The organism is Thioalkalivibrio sp. ALJT, from assembly GCF_000381825.1.
Lineage (GTDB): Bacteria > Pseudomonadota > Gammaproteobacteria > Ectothiorhodospirales > Ectothiorhodospiraceae > Thioalkalivibrio.
The window spans coordinates 1-15,445 of sequence record NZ_KB907123.1; the positions used below are offsets into that span (position 1 = coordinate 1).

At 63.0% G+C, this 15,445-nt stretch carries 13 protein-coding genes; 8 read left to right on the forward strand and 5 right to left on the reverse strand.

Translation table 11 applies throughout. The features are described from left to right. Nucleotides 1–101: 101 nt before the first annotated feature. Together G332_RS13450 and G332_RS13455 are read right to left on the reverse strand one after the other, a co-directional pair. Nucleotides 102–848 carry a hypothetical protein gene (locus tag G332_RS13450; RefSeq protein ID WP_156000747.1) on the reverse strand — a complete coding sequence of 249 codons (747 nt, stop codon included), beginning with the start codon at nucleotides 846–848 and terminating at the stop codon, nucleotides 102–104. A 100-nt stretch (nucleotides 849–948) separates the two neighbouring features. Then, a complete protein-coding gene (locus G332_RS13455; RefSeq protein WP_156000749.1) occupies nucleotides 949–1,815 on the reverse strand; it encodes a hypothetical protein in 867 nt (288 codons plus the stop codon). A gap of 469 nt (nucleotides 1,816–2,284) precedes the next feature. Between G332_RS13455 and G332_RS0104260 the strand changes: the two genes are divergently transcribed. Further along, complete coding sequence (locus G332_RS0104260; protein ID WP_019625756.1) at nucleotides 2,285–2,698, forward strand: (deoxy)nucleoside triphosphate pyrophosphohydrolase; 414 nt, start codon at nucleotides 2,285–2,287, stop codon at nucleotides 2,696–2,698. Continuing rightward, the gene (locus G332_RS0104265) at nucleotides 2,695–5,895 is read left to right on the forward strand and encodes a DEAD/DEAH box helicase (RefSeq protein ID WP_019625757.1); all 3,201 of its coding nucleotides are present in this window, start codon (nucleotides 2,695–2,697) and stop codon (nucleotides 5,893–5,895) included. Before G332_RS0104260 ends, G332_RS0104265 begins: the two co-directional genes overlap by 4 nt. Nucleotides 5,896–5,971: 76 nt before the next feature. Here the strand turns inward: G332_RS0104265 and G332_RS0104270 are convergent, their stop codons facing one another. Then, complete coding sequence (locus G332_RS0104270; RefSeq protein ID WP_019625758.1) at nucleotides 5,972–6,316, reverse strand: nucleotidyltransferase family protein; 345 nt, start codon at nucleotides 6,314–6,316, stop codon at nucleotides 5,972–5,974. Between the two features lie 114 nt (nucleotides 6,317–6,430). Between G332_RS0104270 and G332_RS0104275 the strand changes: the two genes are divergently transcribed. The 3 genes from G332_RS0104275 to G332_RS0104285 all read left to right on the forward strand — a co-directional run bounded on the left by G332_RS0104275 (nucleotide 6,431) and on the right by G332_RS0104285 (nucleotide 8,662). Beyond that, nucleotides 6,431–7,237 carry a TIGR04255 family protein gene (locus G332_RS0104275; RefSeq protein WP_081619749.1) on the forward strand — a complete coding sequence of 269 codons (807 nt, stop codon included), beginning with the start codon at nucleotides 6,431–6,433 and terminating at the stop codon, nucleotides 7,235–7,237. Between the two features lie 100 nt (nucleotides 7,238–7,337). Next, nucleotides 7,338–7,865: a helix-turn-helix transcriptional regulator gene (locus G332_RS0104280; protein WP_019625760.1), complete on the forward strand. Its 528-nt coding sequence runs from the start codon at nucleotides 7,338–7,340 to the stop codon at nucleotides 7,863–7,865. Between the two features lie 14 nt (nucleotides 7,866–7,879). Next, nucleotides 7,880–8,662, forward strand: coding sequence for a hypothetical protein (locus G332_RS0104285; protein ID WP_019625761.1), 783 nt, complete (start codon nucleotides 7,880–7,882; stop codon nucleotides 8,660–8,662). 240 nt (nucleotides 8,663–8,902) lie between these two features. On the opposite strand, the gene galE is transcribed toward G332_RS0104285, so the two are convergent. Both galE and G332_RS0104300 read right to left on the reverse strand, forming a co-directional pair. After that, a complete protein-coding gene (galE, locus tag G332_RS0104295) occupies nucleotides 8,903–9,883 on the reverse strand; it encodes a UDP-glucose 4-epimerase GalE (RefSeq protein WP_019625763.1) in 981 nt (326 codons plus the stop codon). 222 nt (nucleotides 9,884–10,105) lie between these two features. Continuing rightward, nucleotides 10,106–10,885, reverse strand: a complete 780-nt coding sequence (locus G332_RS0104300; RefSeq protein WP_038059510.1) for a YdcF family protein — start codon at nucleotides 10,883–10,885, stop codon at nucleotides 10,106–10,108. Between the two features lie 298 nt (nucleotides 10,886–11,183). Here G332_RS0104300 and G332_RS0104305 point away from each other — a divergent pair, with 298 nt between their 5' ends. From G332_RS0104305 to prsK, 3 genes are all read left to right on the forward strand, one after another. Further along, a complete protein-coding gene (locus G332_RS0104305; protein ID WP_019625765.1) occupies nucleotides 11,184–11,813 on the forward strand; it encodes an XrtA/PEP-CTERM system exopolysaccharide export protein in 630 nt (209 codons plus the stop codon). 147 nt (nucleotides 11,814–11,960) lie between these two features. Then, nucleotides 11,961–13,355, forward strand: a complete 1,395-nt coding sequence (locus G332_RS0104310) for a TIGR03013 family XrtA/PEP-CTERM system glycosyltransferase (RefSeq protein ID WP_019625766.1) — start codon at nucleotides 11,961–11,963, stop codon at nucleotides 13,353–13,355. Further along, nucleotides 13,342–15,426, forward strand: a complete 2,085-nt coding sequence (gene prsK / locus G332_RS0104315; RefSeq protein WP_019625767.1) for an XrtA/PEP-CTERM system histidine kinase PrsK — start codon at nucleotides 13,342–13,344, stop codon at nucleotides 15,424–15,426. Before G332_RS0104310 ends, prsK begins: the two co-directional genes overlap by 14 nt. Nucleotides 15,427–15,445: the final 19 nt, after the last annotated feature.

Consider the following 15,445-nt stretch of genomic DNA (forward strand, 5'->3'; position numbering starts at 1 on the left):
CACAGCGGGCTCGGCGGCTACACCCCGGAGCAGGTCTTTACGGGACGCTTTGAGGCCATCCGTACGCAGCGACAGCAGGTGCTCGATGCCCAGTACCGCAATCACCCCGAGCGCTTCGTCAAAGGGGCACCCGTCGCCGCCCGACCGCCGGAGGTGGTGACCATCAACCCGGTGTCACCCGAAGAGGCGGATGCCGGCGAGTCCATGGTCGTGAATTTCCCGACCATGGGCGCAGCCAGGGCGAGGACGGAAAATACATTATCCTCCGTGTGAGGCGTCCGAAACAGGTTGACAGGTTCCGGGATCTTTTTAAAATCCTCGAGATATGTGCTACGTAGCTGTTTCGCGAATGCGTCCGTCATTCCCTCAGCATAGGCTTCAGAACGAAGCGATGTGTGATGATCGCCAACTACCTTAGAGAGGGCCTGCTGTACCTCGGCGGCTTCGATTTGGCCATTTGCTTCTAGAATCGGATGAAGTTCTTCAAAGAATTCATTTCGAAGCATTTGGAAGTAACCTGTTACGTTACCCAACAACCATCGTTTTTTGGATTCAGGCGGAAAAAGCGCAGGATTGTCGTTCAGATATTCAAGGAACTCTTCCGCGTATTTTTCCAGCGTCTCGTGAGTTGTCCCACCGAGATTCTTTCGATACGTCTTGATTAGAGTTTCCCAAGGAACGTCCATTAGATCGGCGTTTCCGTACACCATCACGCCTACCGGAGCGACCTTCGAAAGAGAAAATAGCTTCAGAGCTGAGTTGTAAATTTTCTGGTCCCCGATAGTGACCGCGCTGTCTGCCGCGAGTGCTATTGCCGAGGCATTTGCAATGGCTACTTCAGCTGTCATATCTGGGCTCCCCGTTCTTGTGATCCGTTGTACTCTGACGCATAACGTTTGCCATCAGTCGCGCGAGGTACGAGCGTCGACTGGATGGCCTTGTTGGCCATCATTTGATATTTATTGCAACAAAGTCACGGATTCTCATGTAGTCCCCGGCGCTATCTTCCGTCACGCTACGGTCACTATCTATTGCAAACCCGGAGGGCACACCATTGAAAGTGCCCGAGATGCGGGCCGCATCAATGCGAATTAGCAACATCCAAAGCATAGAACTCCCAGACGGGTCTAGCGGATAATGCGCGAAACAGGTTGCAGAGGTAATGTCCAAAGTCAATCCACTAAAACCAGTGCCAACTTTCTCCGCGAATGCACCGGCGGCTTTCCCTGATGACAAATCAACGGTAATTCGCGCCATCTTGGCCGGCTTCTCAAATACCGAATGTAGTGACGTTAGATATTTGTTTACAAAAATTTCGGGCGGATTATCTGCAATAACGAGAAGATAACGGGCAGATGAGGTCTTTGGATTTTGCTTCCCTACTAACACCTCCGGCTCTGGCACCAGAACCACAAGCCTGAGCAAATCAGCCATCAATTCTGCAGAGTTGCTAGAGGCGCGCGTATCTTGTCCTGAATTAGTCTTCTTGTAGCACTTTAGGAATTTGGCCTCTACGTAGTTCCTGTAACGCCATCCGTAGTTAGCCAATAACTTTGTGCCTATTTTTGATCCCCCATAATCCAAGAAAATATCGCAGTGACGATTATTCCCACCTGATGGCAATGGTACCTTTTGAGTCGAATAAGCGTGCTCCAATTGAATGCGCTGAATTGGGTCAAGAATGTTTTTCGCATGAAGTGCATTCAGAAGTGAAAATGAGAAACAGCTTACAGCATTCGCCTCTCGCCGCACTTTCTGAAAGCCAAACCCAGCTACCGACTCAGGCAATATTGAAAAAGCACTTTCTACAAGCACGCACTACTCCTTGTCTGGCCAACAGTAGATTAGACAGAATCTGTCATATTGGTGATATACAGATTCTGCATATCATCCCGGCGTTCTCCTCTCGGCGGCACACTACCATCGGTAAACCATGCTTTTATCATGGTAGTGGGCGTCGCGTCGAGCAGCGGGGCGCCTAACGCGCCGGGACGAGCACTTTTCGGCTCTTGTTCAGGTTCTTACAGCGGCTCACCAGGCCAAGATAGGGGAGACCGCAGGGGCCGACGTTAAAGGCGTGCAGGTGGACTGATTCGGGGCGAGACATGGGAAGCGGGGGCGCGGGCGCGACAGAGCGCGGTGCTATACAGAATCGGTATATCACCGTTGTCGCAGTGTGGCGTGACGGGAGGAGCAACCACGCGTGGCCGGACAAACGTGCTTCCGGCGGGAGCTGTGGCGGCGTTCCCTGGTACGATCCGACCAGGCTAAATGGAGAGCCGTGTTGGAAACGCTCATAACAGCGAATCAGGCGGCGGTGGTCTGCGGGATTCTTGAGGACGCCCAGGGGCGGATCTTTCTGGCGCGTCGCGGGGTCGATCAGGCGCTGGCGGGGTATTGGGAATTTCCCGGGGGCAAGGCGGAGCCGGGTGAGAGCCTGGAGGCTGCGTTGTGTCGCGAATTCCGGGAAGAGCTGGCGATGGAGCTCCGGGTGGGGGAAGAAATCGGGCGCACGCCGATTCCGGGTCATGGGAGCCTTGAGTTGGTGGCGCTGCAGGCCTGGACGGAAGACGAGAGCCCGGTGCTGACGGTGCACGATCGCTGGTGCTGGGTGTCACCAGCCGAGGCGCGCGGGCTCGAGTTGGCGCCTGCGGACATCCCGTTGCTCGAAGCCTTTATTGCTGCACGGTCCGAATGAGCCGGGATAACGCCGCCAAATCCCTGCCCGGGGGCGAATGGGTCGGCCTGCATGAACGGCTGGATACGCCGCGGGTACGGCAGGCGCTGGAAGCCCTGGGGCTGGAGGACCACGCCCGCTGGAGCCAGGGGCTGGAGGGCGACGACCTGGCGATGACTCTGGCAGCCGAACTGGCCCAGCGGCTGGCGGAGCGGGCGGGGGAGCTCCGCGAGAAGGGGCATGAGGACTGGACTCGGGCTGTGCAGATCTTGGCGGATGCGCTGGCGGCGGCCGAGCATCCGCTGTCGGGCATCGAGGAAGACCTGCCGCAGCCGCCGTTTCGGCAGTTGTTGGAGGTGTGTTCCTCGGCTGCCGAACAGGTGGGGCAGCAGGAGACACCGCGGCCGGATATACCGTTGGCCCTGTCCAGCCTGCTCACGGGGTCCGATCGCACGCCGAGTCTGGTCACGCAGATCGAGAAGGAACTGGCCAGTGCGGAGCAGGCCGATTGGCTGGTGTCGTTCATCAAGTGGAGCGGGATTCGCGCTCTGCGCGAGACGCTGAAGCGCTTTACCGAGACGCCGACGGCGGATGGCTCGCCCAGGCTGCGGATCGCGACGACCTCGTACCTTGGGGCCACGGATCTGAAGGCGATCGAGTTTCTGCTGGGCCTGCCGAACACCGAGATTCGGGTTTCGTACGACACGCACCGCACGCGCCTACACGCCAAGGCCTACCTGTTCCATCGGAGCACGGGATTTGGCAGTGCCTACATCGGCTCGGCGAATGTCTCGCGCGTGGCGATGGATGAGGGGCTGGAGTGGACGGCCAAGGTCAGCGAATACGAGCTGCCGCACATGTGGCGCCAGATCGAGGCCTCGTTCGAGGCGCACTGGGCAGACCCGGCGGAGTTCGAACCGCTCACCACGGATGACCTACCCCGCCTCCAACAGGCGCTGGAATCGGAATCCAGCGCAGGGCCAGCCGCGCAGAAAGACGCCACCACGTTCTTCGATCTGCGGCCGTATGCCTTCCAGCAGGAGATCCTGGAGGATATCCAGCGCGAGCGCCGTTCAGGGATCGACCGCCATCTGGTGATCGCCGCCACCGGGACCGGCAAGACCATGATCGCCGCGTTCGACTATCGCCGGTTTGCACGCGAGCAGGCGGATAAGGGGCGCCCGTCGCTGCTGTTCATCGCCCACCGCGAGGAGATCCTGCGTCAGGCGATGGCCAGTTTCCGTCAGGTGCTGCAGGACAACGAGTTTGGCGACGTGCTGGTGGGCGGGGCACGCCCGAGTCAGGACCGCCATCTGTTCTGCACGGTAGCGAGCTGGAATGCCCGAGACCTCGATCGCCTCGACCCGGCGCATTTCGATTACGTGGTGCTGGATGAGGCGCACCACAGTACCGCGGGGAGCTACCAGCGCATCCTGGACCATGTGCGGCCCCAATGTCTGCTGGGCCTGACGGCGACCCCGGAGCGCACGGATGCCGACGACATCCGCCAGCACTTCGGCCAGCGTTACACCCACGAGATCCGCCTGCCGGACGCGATCGAACGGCGCCTGCTGGTGCCGTTCCATTACTTCGGCGTGGCCGACCACGAATCCGTGGACCTGAGGCGGGTGAGCTGGCAGCGCGGGGGCTATGACGCCCAGGAACTCGAAGGCGTGTTCACCGGTAACCAGGCGCGGGCCGACTGGGTATTGCGGCAGGCCCATGAACATGCGACCGACCTGAGCTCGGTTCGGGGCCTGGGGTTTTGCATCAGCTGCGACCATGCGCGGTTCATGGCGGAGCATTTTTCGGCCAAGCAGGTGCCCAGCGCGGTACTGACCGGCGAGAGCCCGGACCACGAGCGGGAATCGGTGCAGCGCGACCTGCGCGAGGGGCGCATCCGCTTCATCTTTACCGTGGACCTCTACAACGAGGGCGTGGACCTGCCGGAGGTGGACACCCTGTTGCTGCTGCGCCCGACCGAGAGCCTGACGGTCTACCTGCAGCAGCTGGGTCGCGGGCTGCGGCTGCATGAAGGCAAGCCGCACCTCACGGTGCTGGATTTCGTGGCGCCGCAGGATCGGCGCTTTCGCTACGCCGCTCGGTTCCGGGCGCTCAGCGCGCGGCCGGAGAAGCGGGTGGATCACCAGATCCAAGAGGGCTTCCCCTGGCTACCCAGTGGCTGCCTGATCCACCTCGACCGGTTGGCCACCCAGCGGGTCCTCGACAACATCCGCGCGCAGATCAACCGCCAGCGACCGCAGATCGTGCGCGAGCTGAAGGGCTGTTTCCAGGAGGACATCGACGCCGCCAGCCTGCCCCAGATGCTGGACTGCCTGCATATGGACGATGCCGAAGACCTGCTGCGCAAGGATCTGCCGTCACGGCTGCGCGCGGACTGTGGCGGGGAGTCGGCCGAGGCGCTGCAGCCGTATGCCAACGGCCTCAAGCGTGGGCTGCAACGCCTGGTCCGCTGTGATGATCAACGGTTGCTGGAAACCCTGCAAAGCCATCTGGCGGAATCCGCGGTGAACGTGGATGAGCTCAGCGAGGAAGAACGGCTCCGGCTGGCCCTGATCCACAGCACGCTATGGGGCAAGACGCGCCCGGGGAACGGCGACCTCTCGTCGGTGGACCGCTTCGTCCGCGAACAACGCCCGCTTTACCGGGATCTCCAGGAGGTCGCCGAATGGCGGCGCGAGCGCATGGTGCCGGCCAGCGGCATCACCTTCCCGGACCAGACCGGGCCGCTGGAGCTGCATGCGTCCTACACCCGCGAGCAGATCCTGCTGGCGCTGGGGCTCGGGAGCCTGGAGAAGCCGATTACTCAGCAGGAGGGTGTGCGGCATGTGCCGGAACGGCGAGTGGATGCGCTGTTCGTAACCCTGGAGAAATCCGAGCAGGAGTTCTCGCCCACCACCATGTACGAGGACTATGCCCTCAACGAACGGCGGTTCCACTGGCAGTCCCAATCCGGCACCTCACCCACCTCGGAGACCGGGCAGCGCTACATCCACCACGAACAGCTCGGCTACACCCCCATGCTGTTCATACGCCCGGCCAAGCGCGACGCCACCGGCCTGAGCCAGCCGTTCACCTTCTGCGGCCCCGTGCGCTACCAGCGCCATGAAGGCAGCAAGCCGATGAGCATCGTCTGGGAGCTGGATTACGAACTGCCCGCCCGCCTCCTGCACCTCGCCCGCCGCACGGTCCTGTAGCGCTCAGCGGCGGTTCAGGTGCCGACCGCTTTTTTCAGCTGATGGAAAGCCGGGCATTACTGTTCGGCCGCTTTGCTCAGAGGGCCTGTCCGTGGTCTTCGACGTCGCGGCGCAGTTCGTCGCTGGCCTCGGTCAGATCGACCAGATCGAAGGTGTAGAGCGTCCGCAGGTCCTCGATGCGGCCGCGCAGCCGGCCCCAGTCGCTGACGGAAACGTGCCGGGCCGGCACGATCGCCAGGTCGATGTCGGAGTTCCAGCGCGCCGTGCCACGCGGCCAGGAGCCGAACCAGATTACCCGGGCATCGTCGCCGAATTCCTCGCGCACGATGGCGGCGGCGTCATGCGCCAGCCCGGTCACTCGCTCGCGGGGCGACTGCGCCTTTTCGACCTTCGGGATGTTGGCGTAACCCGCGGTTTCCATGCTCTGGCCGTCCCCTGAGTACAGGAGAACTATAGCATCCGGGGTTGCTGACAAACTCAACTGGCAGAGTGTAAAGTTCGATGTAAAGTGTCACCCCGCAAGAGGAACCATCCCATGAGTCACCCGTCTGCCAGCATGCCGTTGTGCTATGCCCTGGCACAGGTGCGTTTCAATCCCGTTCCCGGAATGGCCGAGTACGTACCGCGGCTGCAGGACGCGTTGCGTCGCGAAGGGTGGCCCGAATTTGTGCCGCAGAAGTCTCAGAGCTTCGAGGTCAAGCAGGTCGAGGGACAGGAGCCCGCGGTTCGTTCTTTGGAGCGGGAACGCTGGGTATTCAGCAATGCGGAGGCCAGCGAAGGCTTCATCCTTCAGCCGGACAGCCTGGTCTTCCACACCACGGGTTACCGCGGTTTCAAGGAGTTACTAGGCTCCATGCTGCGGGGAATGGAACGGCTTCATGAGACGGTCGAGCTGCAGTTCATCAGCCGAGTCGGGCTGCGCTACCTGAACGTGGTCGACCCGGCATCAATGGGTGGCTCGGGGCTGGATGAGCTGGTTCCCGAGCGGCTGCTGGGTCTGTCGGCCTCGCAGGGTGCTGGCCTGCGGCACAGCTTTTCCGAGACGGTGTTCGAGCAGGATAAAACGACCGTGGTCAGCCGTGCTCTGGTGTCGCCGCGTGGCGTCGTATGGCCACCGGATCTCCAGCCGGTCATGCTGGAGGCGCAGGCGCGTTTCCGGATCCATGACCACACGGTGATCATGCTGGACAACGATGTCTACAGGGGCTTCCCGCAGCCACACATTCCGCTTGATAACCAGCGTCTGAGCGAGGTGCTGCGGGATGGCCACGACACGATCGGACAGATGTTCCGGGAAATGACCACCGACAAGGCCCGGTCCATTTGGGGCGTTTATGAGTGAGATAACGATGACCGAGTGCGAAGAGAAAACCGGTCCCGGGGTTTGGCGCACGGCGGCTCTCGCCGTTTCCATTACGGCCTTTTCTCCCTCGGGATATGCAATGCCGGGCACGGGCGGTGACGCCGATGCCCATTATCTGATCCACAAGGGCAACTGGGTCTACGACGAGGCCATCGAGTGCTGGGCGCCGCAGGGAGTGGCCGACGCCATTGCGAACGAAGCGCCGGACGCTCCCCGGGTCCTCGCCGCGTTGCGCGAATCGCTGGGATTGTCGATCACCGACCTTGCTCGGGTATTCGATGTCTCGCGACCCACGATCTACGCCTGGATGAAAGGTGAAACCGAACCCCGCGCTGAGCTTTGGCCCCGCCTGCGGGAGATGGAACAACTGGCCAGCCTGGCACAGCAGTATTCGCTTTCCCGTCCGGCACGTCTGGTGCGCCGACCGGCTCTGGACGGAACCAGCCTGCTCGAACGGTTGCAGGCAGGACAGGAGATCGGTGAGGAGCACCTGCAGGCTCTGGCTGATCTTTCCCGTTACGAGGAGACACAGCGCGCAAAGCCCCGGGGTGGAGCAGCACGCCCTGCCGAGGATGTGGCAGCGGAATACGCTCGCCCGACCGGATAGGGAGGTGAAAGGCAGTGAGAGACGCCTGGGACGGCAGGACAGGCTGGCGCCAGGGCACGGTCGTGCTTGCGCAGGAGCTGGGCGAGTCTGCGAAAGGCACGGACTGTGAACGTGCCGTCGTTATTTCTCACGACTGCGACCTCGCCAGCGCGCCCGACCGGGAGCCCGCGGTCGAAGTGATACCCGCTGAACCACTCGAACACCCCGACGGCAGCAATCAGAACGGCCGGAACCCGCGGGAGCTCCATCTTCGACTGGTCGATCAGGAAGGCAGCGGAGTTGGCTGGTTCCGCCTGCTGTCCCGCGACAAGTTGACCATCCGTAAAGAAGCCCTCCCGGCGGGCGCGCTCTCCGGTGACCAGGTCGACCCGCAACAACACCACGCGCTGCAGGACTGGCTGGCCGCGCGTTACCGTCGCCACGCGCTACCCGATGCGCTTGGAGAACGCCTCGCCGGCCTCTGGGATCACCTCCGTAGCAAGCTTCGAAAGAAGGGCGAGGAGATCATTGGGATATGGATAAACTACGATCCGCGAGAAGAACTGGCTCCCGGTGACCCGTACGAAATCGATCTCTACGTCGTGTTTTCGGTCGATGCCCCCGGAGCAAGCGAGGTGGCGGAAACGCTTGCGGACGGACTCCGCCAGCGTCTTGAGGGCACAGAAAATCTGGTCCCGGGCGAATGCGAGGCCTTGTCGGAAGAGGCCTTCACCCTCCATGACCTCCGGACGACAGAGCAGCTCCGGTTCGAATACATCAGTAACCGCCTCGGACCGGATGCCCCGCGCGCAGACTGACGGAATCCCCCGGTGTTCGTTTGTTTGCCTAGCCTCTCACAGAGTCGTTGAAGGACGATCGACGACGATGGTTCTATGCCGATCCCGAGAACATCGGCTGTGAGGAGGGGCCGGTTCACGTGGTGATGGCGGCGGCGATCGAACCCGAATATTTGCGCATGCCCTCGCTGGTGTCCGGTCCTGTGCGGCCGTTGGGCGGATCCATGAAACATGCGGGCTGTTCGTACCGGGAGGCGCGGATCAGGCCGACTGCAGCGCGGTTTTCTGCTCCCAGGCGAGGGCGTGGCGGACGATCTGGTCCAGGTCGGCGTATTGCGGTTCCCAGGCAAGGGCCTCGCGGATGCGCCCGGCGTCCGCCATCAGGGCGGGTGGGTCGCCTGCGCGCCGTGGGCCGAGGGTGACGGGGAAGTCCACCCCGCTGGCGCGTTTCACGGCGTCGATGACCTCGAGCACGCTGTAGGCGTGGCCGTAGCCGCAGTTGAGGATTTGCGATTCGCCGCCGCGGTCGAGGTGCTCCAGGGCGCGGACGTGGGCGCTGGCGAGGTCTTCCACGTGGATGTAGTCGCGCTCGCAGGTGCCGTCGCGGGTGGCGTAGTCGGTGCCGAATACGGCGATGCCGTCGCGCTGGCCGGTCGCGGCCTGGCAGGCGACCTTGATCAGGTGGGTGGCGTCGGGCGTGGCCTGGCCGAGCTGGCCCTGCGGGTCTGCGCCGGCCACGTTGAAGTAGCGCAGGCTGACATAGCGCAGGTTGGAGGCGGCGCCGAGGTCGGCCAGCATGCGTTCCGACATCATCTTGGAGGCGCCGTAGGGGTTGATCGGCTGCAGTGGGGCATCCTCGGCGACGCTGGCCCGGTCAGGGATGCCGTAAACGGCGGCGGTGGAGGAAAACACGAAGCGGCGTACGTCGTTGGCGGCGCAGGCCTGCAACAGGTTGAGGGTGTTGCGGGTGTTGTTGCCGTAGTACTTGAGCGGGTTGGTGACGGATTCGGGCACGACGATGTGCGCGGCAAAGTGGAGCACGCCGTCGAATCCGCGCTCGAGCACGGCGCCCAGGCGTTCGGTATCGGCGAGATCGCCCACCACCAGTTCGCTGTCGCCCACTGCCCAGGCGTGGCCAGTGCTCAGGTTGTCGTACACGGTGACCTCGTGCCCGGCCTTGCGCAGGTGTTGCGTAACGTGGCTGCCAATGTAGCCGGCGCCGCCTGTGACCAGCAGTTTCATGTGTTCGTCCTGGAAACGGTTCGTATGGGTTCGGGTTAATGTTGCGTTACAGGCTCCGGGGGAGCGCTGATGGGTTGCTGTTTCCCCGGGGCGGCGGCTGTGTAAGGCCATCCTGACTCTTTACGGTGCCTGTGGTGCTGCGGTTTGCGGCTTGCTGCGGGATCGGCCTCGTAATGGTGGTCGATCCCGGCGGCAGCGCTATTTGCCGCAGGGATGAGCCGATTAACCGGCGCTTCCCCGGGGTTCCACTCCGCGGTTGTGTTGCCAGTGATACCACAGAATACCGAGATATTCGTGCATGGCGAGCCAGCTGGTGCGCATGGCGTTGGCCCGGGGCTTCAGCATGCCGATTGAGAGGCCCGTCGTCGATGGCACAAACGCCCCCGTGGGGGCGGGGATGACCTCGACCCCGTAGTGTTCGAATGCGGCGCTTGCGCGCGGCAGGTGGTGCGCGTGCGTGACCAGCAGAACGTTCCGTGCACCCCGTTCGCGCAGGAGCTCGGCGGAGTACCGTGCATTCTCGCGGGTGTCCCGTGCCCTGTTTTCCTGCAGGATTTCCGTGACGCCCCATTCTGTGAGTGCTTCGGCCATCCAGCGTGCCTCGGGTTCGCGGTCGCCTGCAGCGCCGCCTGTCGCGATGACGGGCAAACCGGTGCGTCGGTGCAGGGCTGCGGCGTAACGGAGGCGTACAAGCGCGAGGTCGTTGACCGTTTCTCCGGCGAACTCCACGGCGCCGCTGCGGTAGCCCGCGCCCAGAACCACGATCGCTTCAGCCGCCTCCAGTGCCGGTGCGTCCGGGGGGTGATACGGGTTCTGCAGGGGGGCAATGAGGGCGTGGCTTGCCAGGGGGGTGGAGAAGGCATAGAGGAGCAGCGCGCCGCTAAAGGCCAGCCAGCGGCCCACTCTGAAGCGCATCAGTGCGAGCCCCGCAAGAAGGACCAGCAAAGGGCCGGCCGGGGGAAGTGCCCAGCCGGCAAGAGAATGAAGGGGGAAAGATTCCAACGGGATGCGGCGTCGGTGTGGCTTTGTCTGGTGTCAGTGTGGCGGTTCGGGCAAGATACGCGTACGGATTGCGTAACGCAGACGTTAGTCCGCCAGCCCGAGGCCAACTGGGGATGCGTGGACGCCGTTCACCGTGCGGGCCTACCATCTCAACCTGATCGCGGGATACGGTGGCTGTGAGCGAGACGCTCCAGGACCCGCTGCGCCGATGCGCGCAGTACTCGTTCCGCTTTCCGGTCGGCTGACATCAACAACAACGATCATATTTCAAAGATCAGACTTCCCAGGGGGAACCGCAATGTCCCTGTTGCACGCTCCGAAAACCGGACTCGGTCTGGCTGTCCTTGTACCCGCCCTGCTGCTGGTTGGTTGCGCTACCGTGGATCACCCGGATGCGCCATCTACCGTTGAGCGCACGGTCCTTGAACAGTACGTGATCGGCCCGGGCGACTCGCTCCAGGTGTCGGTGCGCGGCAATCCGGATTTGTCCACCGGTGTGGCGGTGCGGCCGGATGGCCAGATCACCACGCCTTTGGTAGAAGATGTCCAGGCCAGTGGTCGGACGCCCACGGAACTCGCCCGCGTCATGGAGGAAGAGCTTTCTCACTTCCTGCGAGATCCGGTCGTCACTGTGATGGTGACCAGCTTCGCCGGGCCGTACAGCCGTCAGGTCCGGGTGATCGGGCAGGCCGCGGAACCGCAGGCCCTGCAATACCGCGAAGAAATGAGCGTGATGGACGTGATGATCGCGGTCGGCGGCATTACGGACTTCGCCGCAGGCAATCGCGCGGTCATCATTCGCAATGAAGACGGTGAACGGCAGCAGTATCGCGTTCGCCTGGATGACCTGATCAATGGCGGCGATATCTCGGCCAATGTGGACATGCTGCCCGGCGACACGCTGATCATTCCCGAACGCCGCTTCTGATCCGGCCCGTGCGATGTCGTCATCCATCGTAGAGGCGGTGGGCGGGCATCCGGAGGCGCTGGCGGGGCCGTTTGACGCGTCCCGGACAGCCGGTGTCCGCCAGTCTGATGGCGGACACCGGCTGTTGCCTTTGCGGGGCCAATAGTGATGCGGATCTTTGGCCACTATGTACGGCGGCGGGTGTTGATGCTGGCGCTTGTGGAGCTCGCGCTCGCCTATCTTTGCCTCTATCTGGTTCTTACCCTGCCTCCGTTCCAGCCCGAGGCCCTGCACGTTCTGAACCCCGAGCTGCTGGCTGCGACCGTCGTGGTGCTGGCCTCCTTGATGCTGGCCGGCCTCTATGAAGCCGATTATCTGGCGACGCGCGGCACCGGCGGTTTCCTGTTTCGCATGATTCCGGCCCTTGTGGTGGTGGGGGCGCTTCTTCTGCTTTATGTCACCCTGGTCCCCACATCGGTGTTTACCGCCCCGGCCGTCGGGGGTGGCGTGCTGGCTCTGGTGGTGGGGCTGGTGGCGGAGCGATCCCTGTGGCGCACTTTTCTCGAGGCGGATGCGTTCAAGCGCCGCATTCTGGTGCTGGGTACCGGTAGTCGTGCCTGTGCGATCGAGACCATCCATCCCGACAAACGGCCCGAGGAATTGCCCTACCGGATTCTCGGCTACGTGGCGACTGCCGGGGAAAAGGACTGTCCGGACGAGCTCCCGTGCCCGCTCCAGCTGGAACAGGGCACGCGTTTGCTCGATATGGTCCGCGAATACCGGGCCCACGAGGTGGTCGTCGCGGTGCGCGATCGGCGCGGCAACCTGCCGATCCAGCAGTTGCTGGATTGCAAGCTGCATGGCGTCGCTGTCACGGAACTCTCCACGTTTTTCGAACGCGAACAGCAGAAAGTACAGCTCGATTCGATGAATGCGAGCTGGCTGGTTTTCGGCGAAGGGTTTCGCCAGCACTGGATGCGCCAGGCGGTGAAGCGAACGTTCGATGTGGTCGCCAGTTCGAGCCTGCTGCTGGTGACCTTGCCCGTGATGCTGGTCACGGCCCTGGCGATCAAGCTCGAGAGCCGCGGCCCGGTTTTCTACTGGCAGACCCGTGTGGGGCTGGCCAACGAGTCCTTCGATGTCTGCAAGTTCCGGAGTATGCGCGAGGATGCCGAGGTCGACGGTGTTGCCCGCTGGGCGGTGCGCAATGACGATCGGGTGACGCGCGTCGGGCGCATCATCCGCAAGTTGCGGATTGACGAGTTGCCGCAGGTAATCAATGTCTTTCAGGGCAGTATGTCGTTCGTCGGGCCGCGCCCCGAGCGCCCGGTCTTCGTTCAGCAGCTCTCTGAAGAGATCCCGTATTTCCCTGCTCGGCACACGATCCGCCCGGGCATTACCGGGTGGGCCCAGGTTCGCTACCCGTACGGGGCCTCGGTCGAGGACGCGCGCCAGAAGCTGCAGTACGACTTGTACTATGTGAAGAATCACACCCTCTTTCTGGACATGTTGATCCTGCTGGAGACCGTCAAGGTCGTGCTGTTTGGTCGTGGCGCCCGATAACGCGTTGCAGGACCTGACGGCCGTTAACTATTTCATCGCCGCCGCGGCCTTTGTGGTGCTGGCGGCTCTGGCCCTGGTCCCGTGGCGGAAGCGGCCCGGCAGCTTCTGGGTGGCGGGGGCCTCGCTGCTTTCTGTGGTGTGGGCCCTTTACCTAGGGGTAGTGGCGCTGGATTCGCCGTTGACCCCCCTGAGCGGCGGCCCATTCGAAGTCCTGCGCAATGCTGGCTGGTTTGCGCTTCTGCTGGCCATGCTGACCGGGCGTTTTGATGAGGCCGGTCGCCTGTTCGGGCCGTTGCGGACCGTGACCGTCTCGATCATGGTCTTTCTCGCGTTGGCGCTGGTGTTGCTGGCCGTGCCGGCGGCACCGATTCTGGGGGCATGGCCCGCTGTTGCGGTGCTGGCCATGGCCGTGCTGGGCCTTGTGCTGGTCGAGCAGGCATATCGCAATACGCCGCCGCAGCGGCGCTGGGAGATCAAGTTCCTGGCGCTCGGGCTCGGGGCCGTGTTCGCCTTTGACCTGTTCCTGTTCGCGGATCTGGTGCTCTTTCAGGCGGTCGATGGGCCGGCCTGGCAGGCGCGCGGACTCGTCAATGCGATCGTAGTGCCCTTGATCGCGGTCTCTCTGGCGCGTCGACCGCTCCAGCGTGAAGCGCCCACCGTCTCGCGTCAGTTGCTCTTTCACACGGCGGCGCTCACCGGGGCCGGGTTCTATTTGCTGGCGGTGGGCGCTGCCGGGTATTACCTCCGCCACGTGGGCGGCGAGCTGGGGCCCTTGCTGCAGGTCACCTTCCTGTTCGGTGCCGTGGTCCTGCTGGCGGTGATTGTGACGTCGGGCAGCTTTCGTGCGCGGCTGCGGGTTTTTCTTTCCAAGCATTTCTTTCGGTACTCGTTCGATTACCGTCAGGAATGGTTGCGGTTTACCGGGACGCTCTCGGCAGAAGACGGTGAGCTGCCGCTGCGCCAGCGTGCAATCCTGGCGATTGGCGAGCTGGTCGAAAGCCCCGGAGGGCTGCTCTGGGTGCGCGACCGGGATGGTTCGTATCGTCTCGATGGCGTGCTGAACCTGGGCGACCCGGACTATGCCCCCGAGCCGCCGGAAAGCGATCTGGTTGAGTTTCTGGCGCGTACTGGCTGGGTCATCGACCTGGACGAGTACCGGCGCCAGCCGGAGGTTTATCAGCAGCCGCAGTGGCCGGACTGGCTCGTGGATAACCCGCGCCACTGGACGGTTGTGCCGCTGTTGAAAGGCGATTTTTTGCAGGGGTTTGTCGTCCTCGCGCGCCCGCGGGCACCGCGCAAGATCGAATGGGAGGAGCGCGATCTTCTGAAAACGGCCGGCCGTCAGCTTGCGGTGTATGTGGCCCTGGTTCAGACCGACGCGGCGTTGCTGGAGGCGCGGCAGTTCGAGGCGTTCCACCGGCTGGCGGCATTCCTGGTGCACGACCTGAAGAACGTCTCGGCTCAGCTTTCGCTGGTGTGTTCCAATGCGGAGCGTCACGCGGATAATCCGGAGTTTGTCCGCGATGCGTTCCGGACCGTGGCCAATGCGCGCGAGCGGCTGGAGCGCACCCAGTTGCAGTTGCGTCAGGCGCGGCCGGCACCGTTGGTGGTGCCGCGTGCGGTGGATCTGGTGGCCCTGTTGCAGGAAGTCATCCGCTCAAGCGGGGATCTGTTGCCCGTCCCGCAACTGGATGCGCCGGAAGTGCTCATGGTGCAGGTCGACAGCGATGGCCTTCGCAATGTGCTGTTGCACCTGGTCCGGAATGCCCAGGAGGCGACCGACGATCACGGCTCCATCACGCTGACGTTGTATCCGGAGGGATCCTGGGCGATGGTTCTGGTTCAGGATAACGGGCATGGTATGGATTCCGAGTTCATGAAGAACCGCCTGTTTCGGCCCTTCCAGACGACCAAGGGGAATGCAGGGATGGGGATTGGTCTGTACGAGGCGCGCGAGCGCATCATGGCGATGGGCGGCCGGATTGACGTGGAAAGCACGCCGGGCGTCGGGACATTGTTCACTCTGCGTCTACCGCTCGCGGGCGTGGATGGGTCAGTATCCCCAACATGATGGTGGAGGCGTTGTGAGT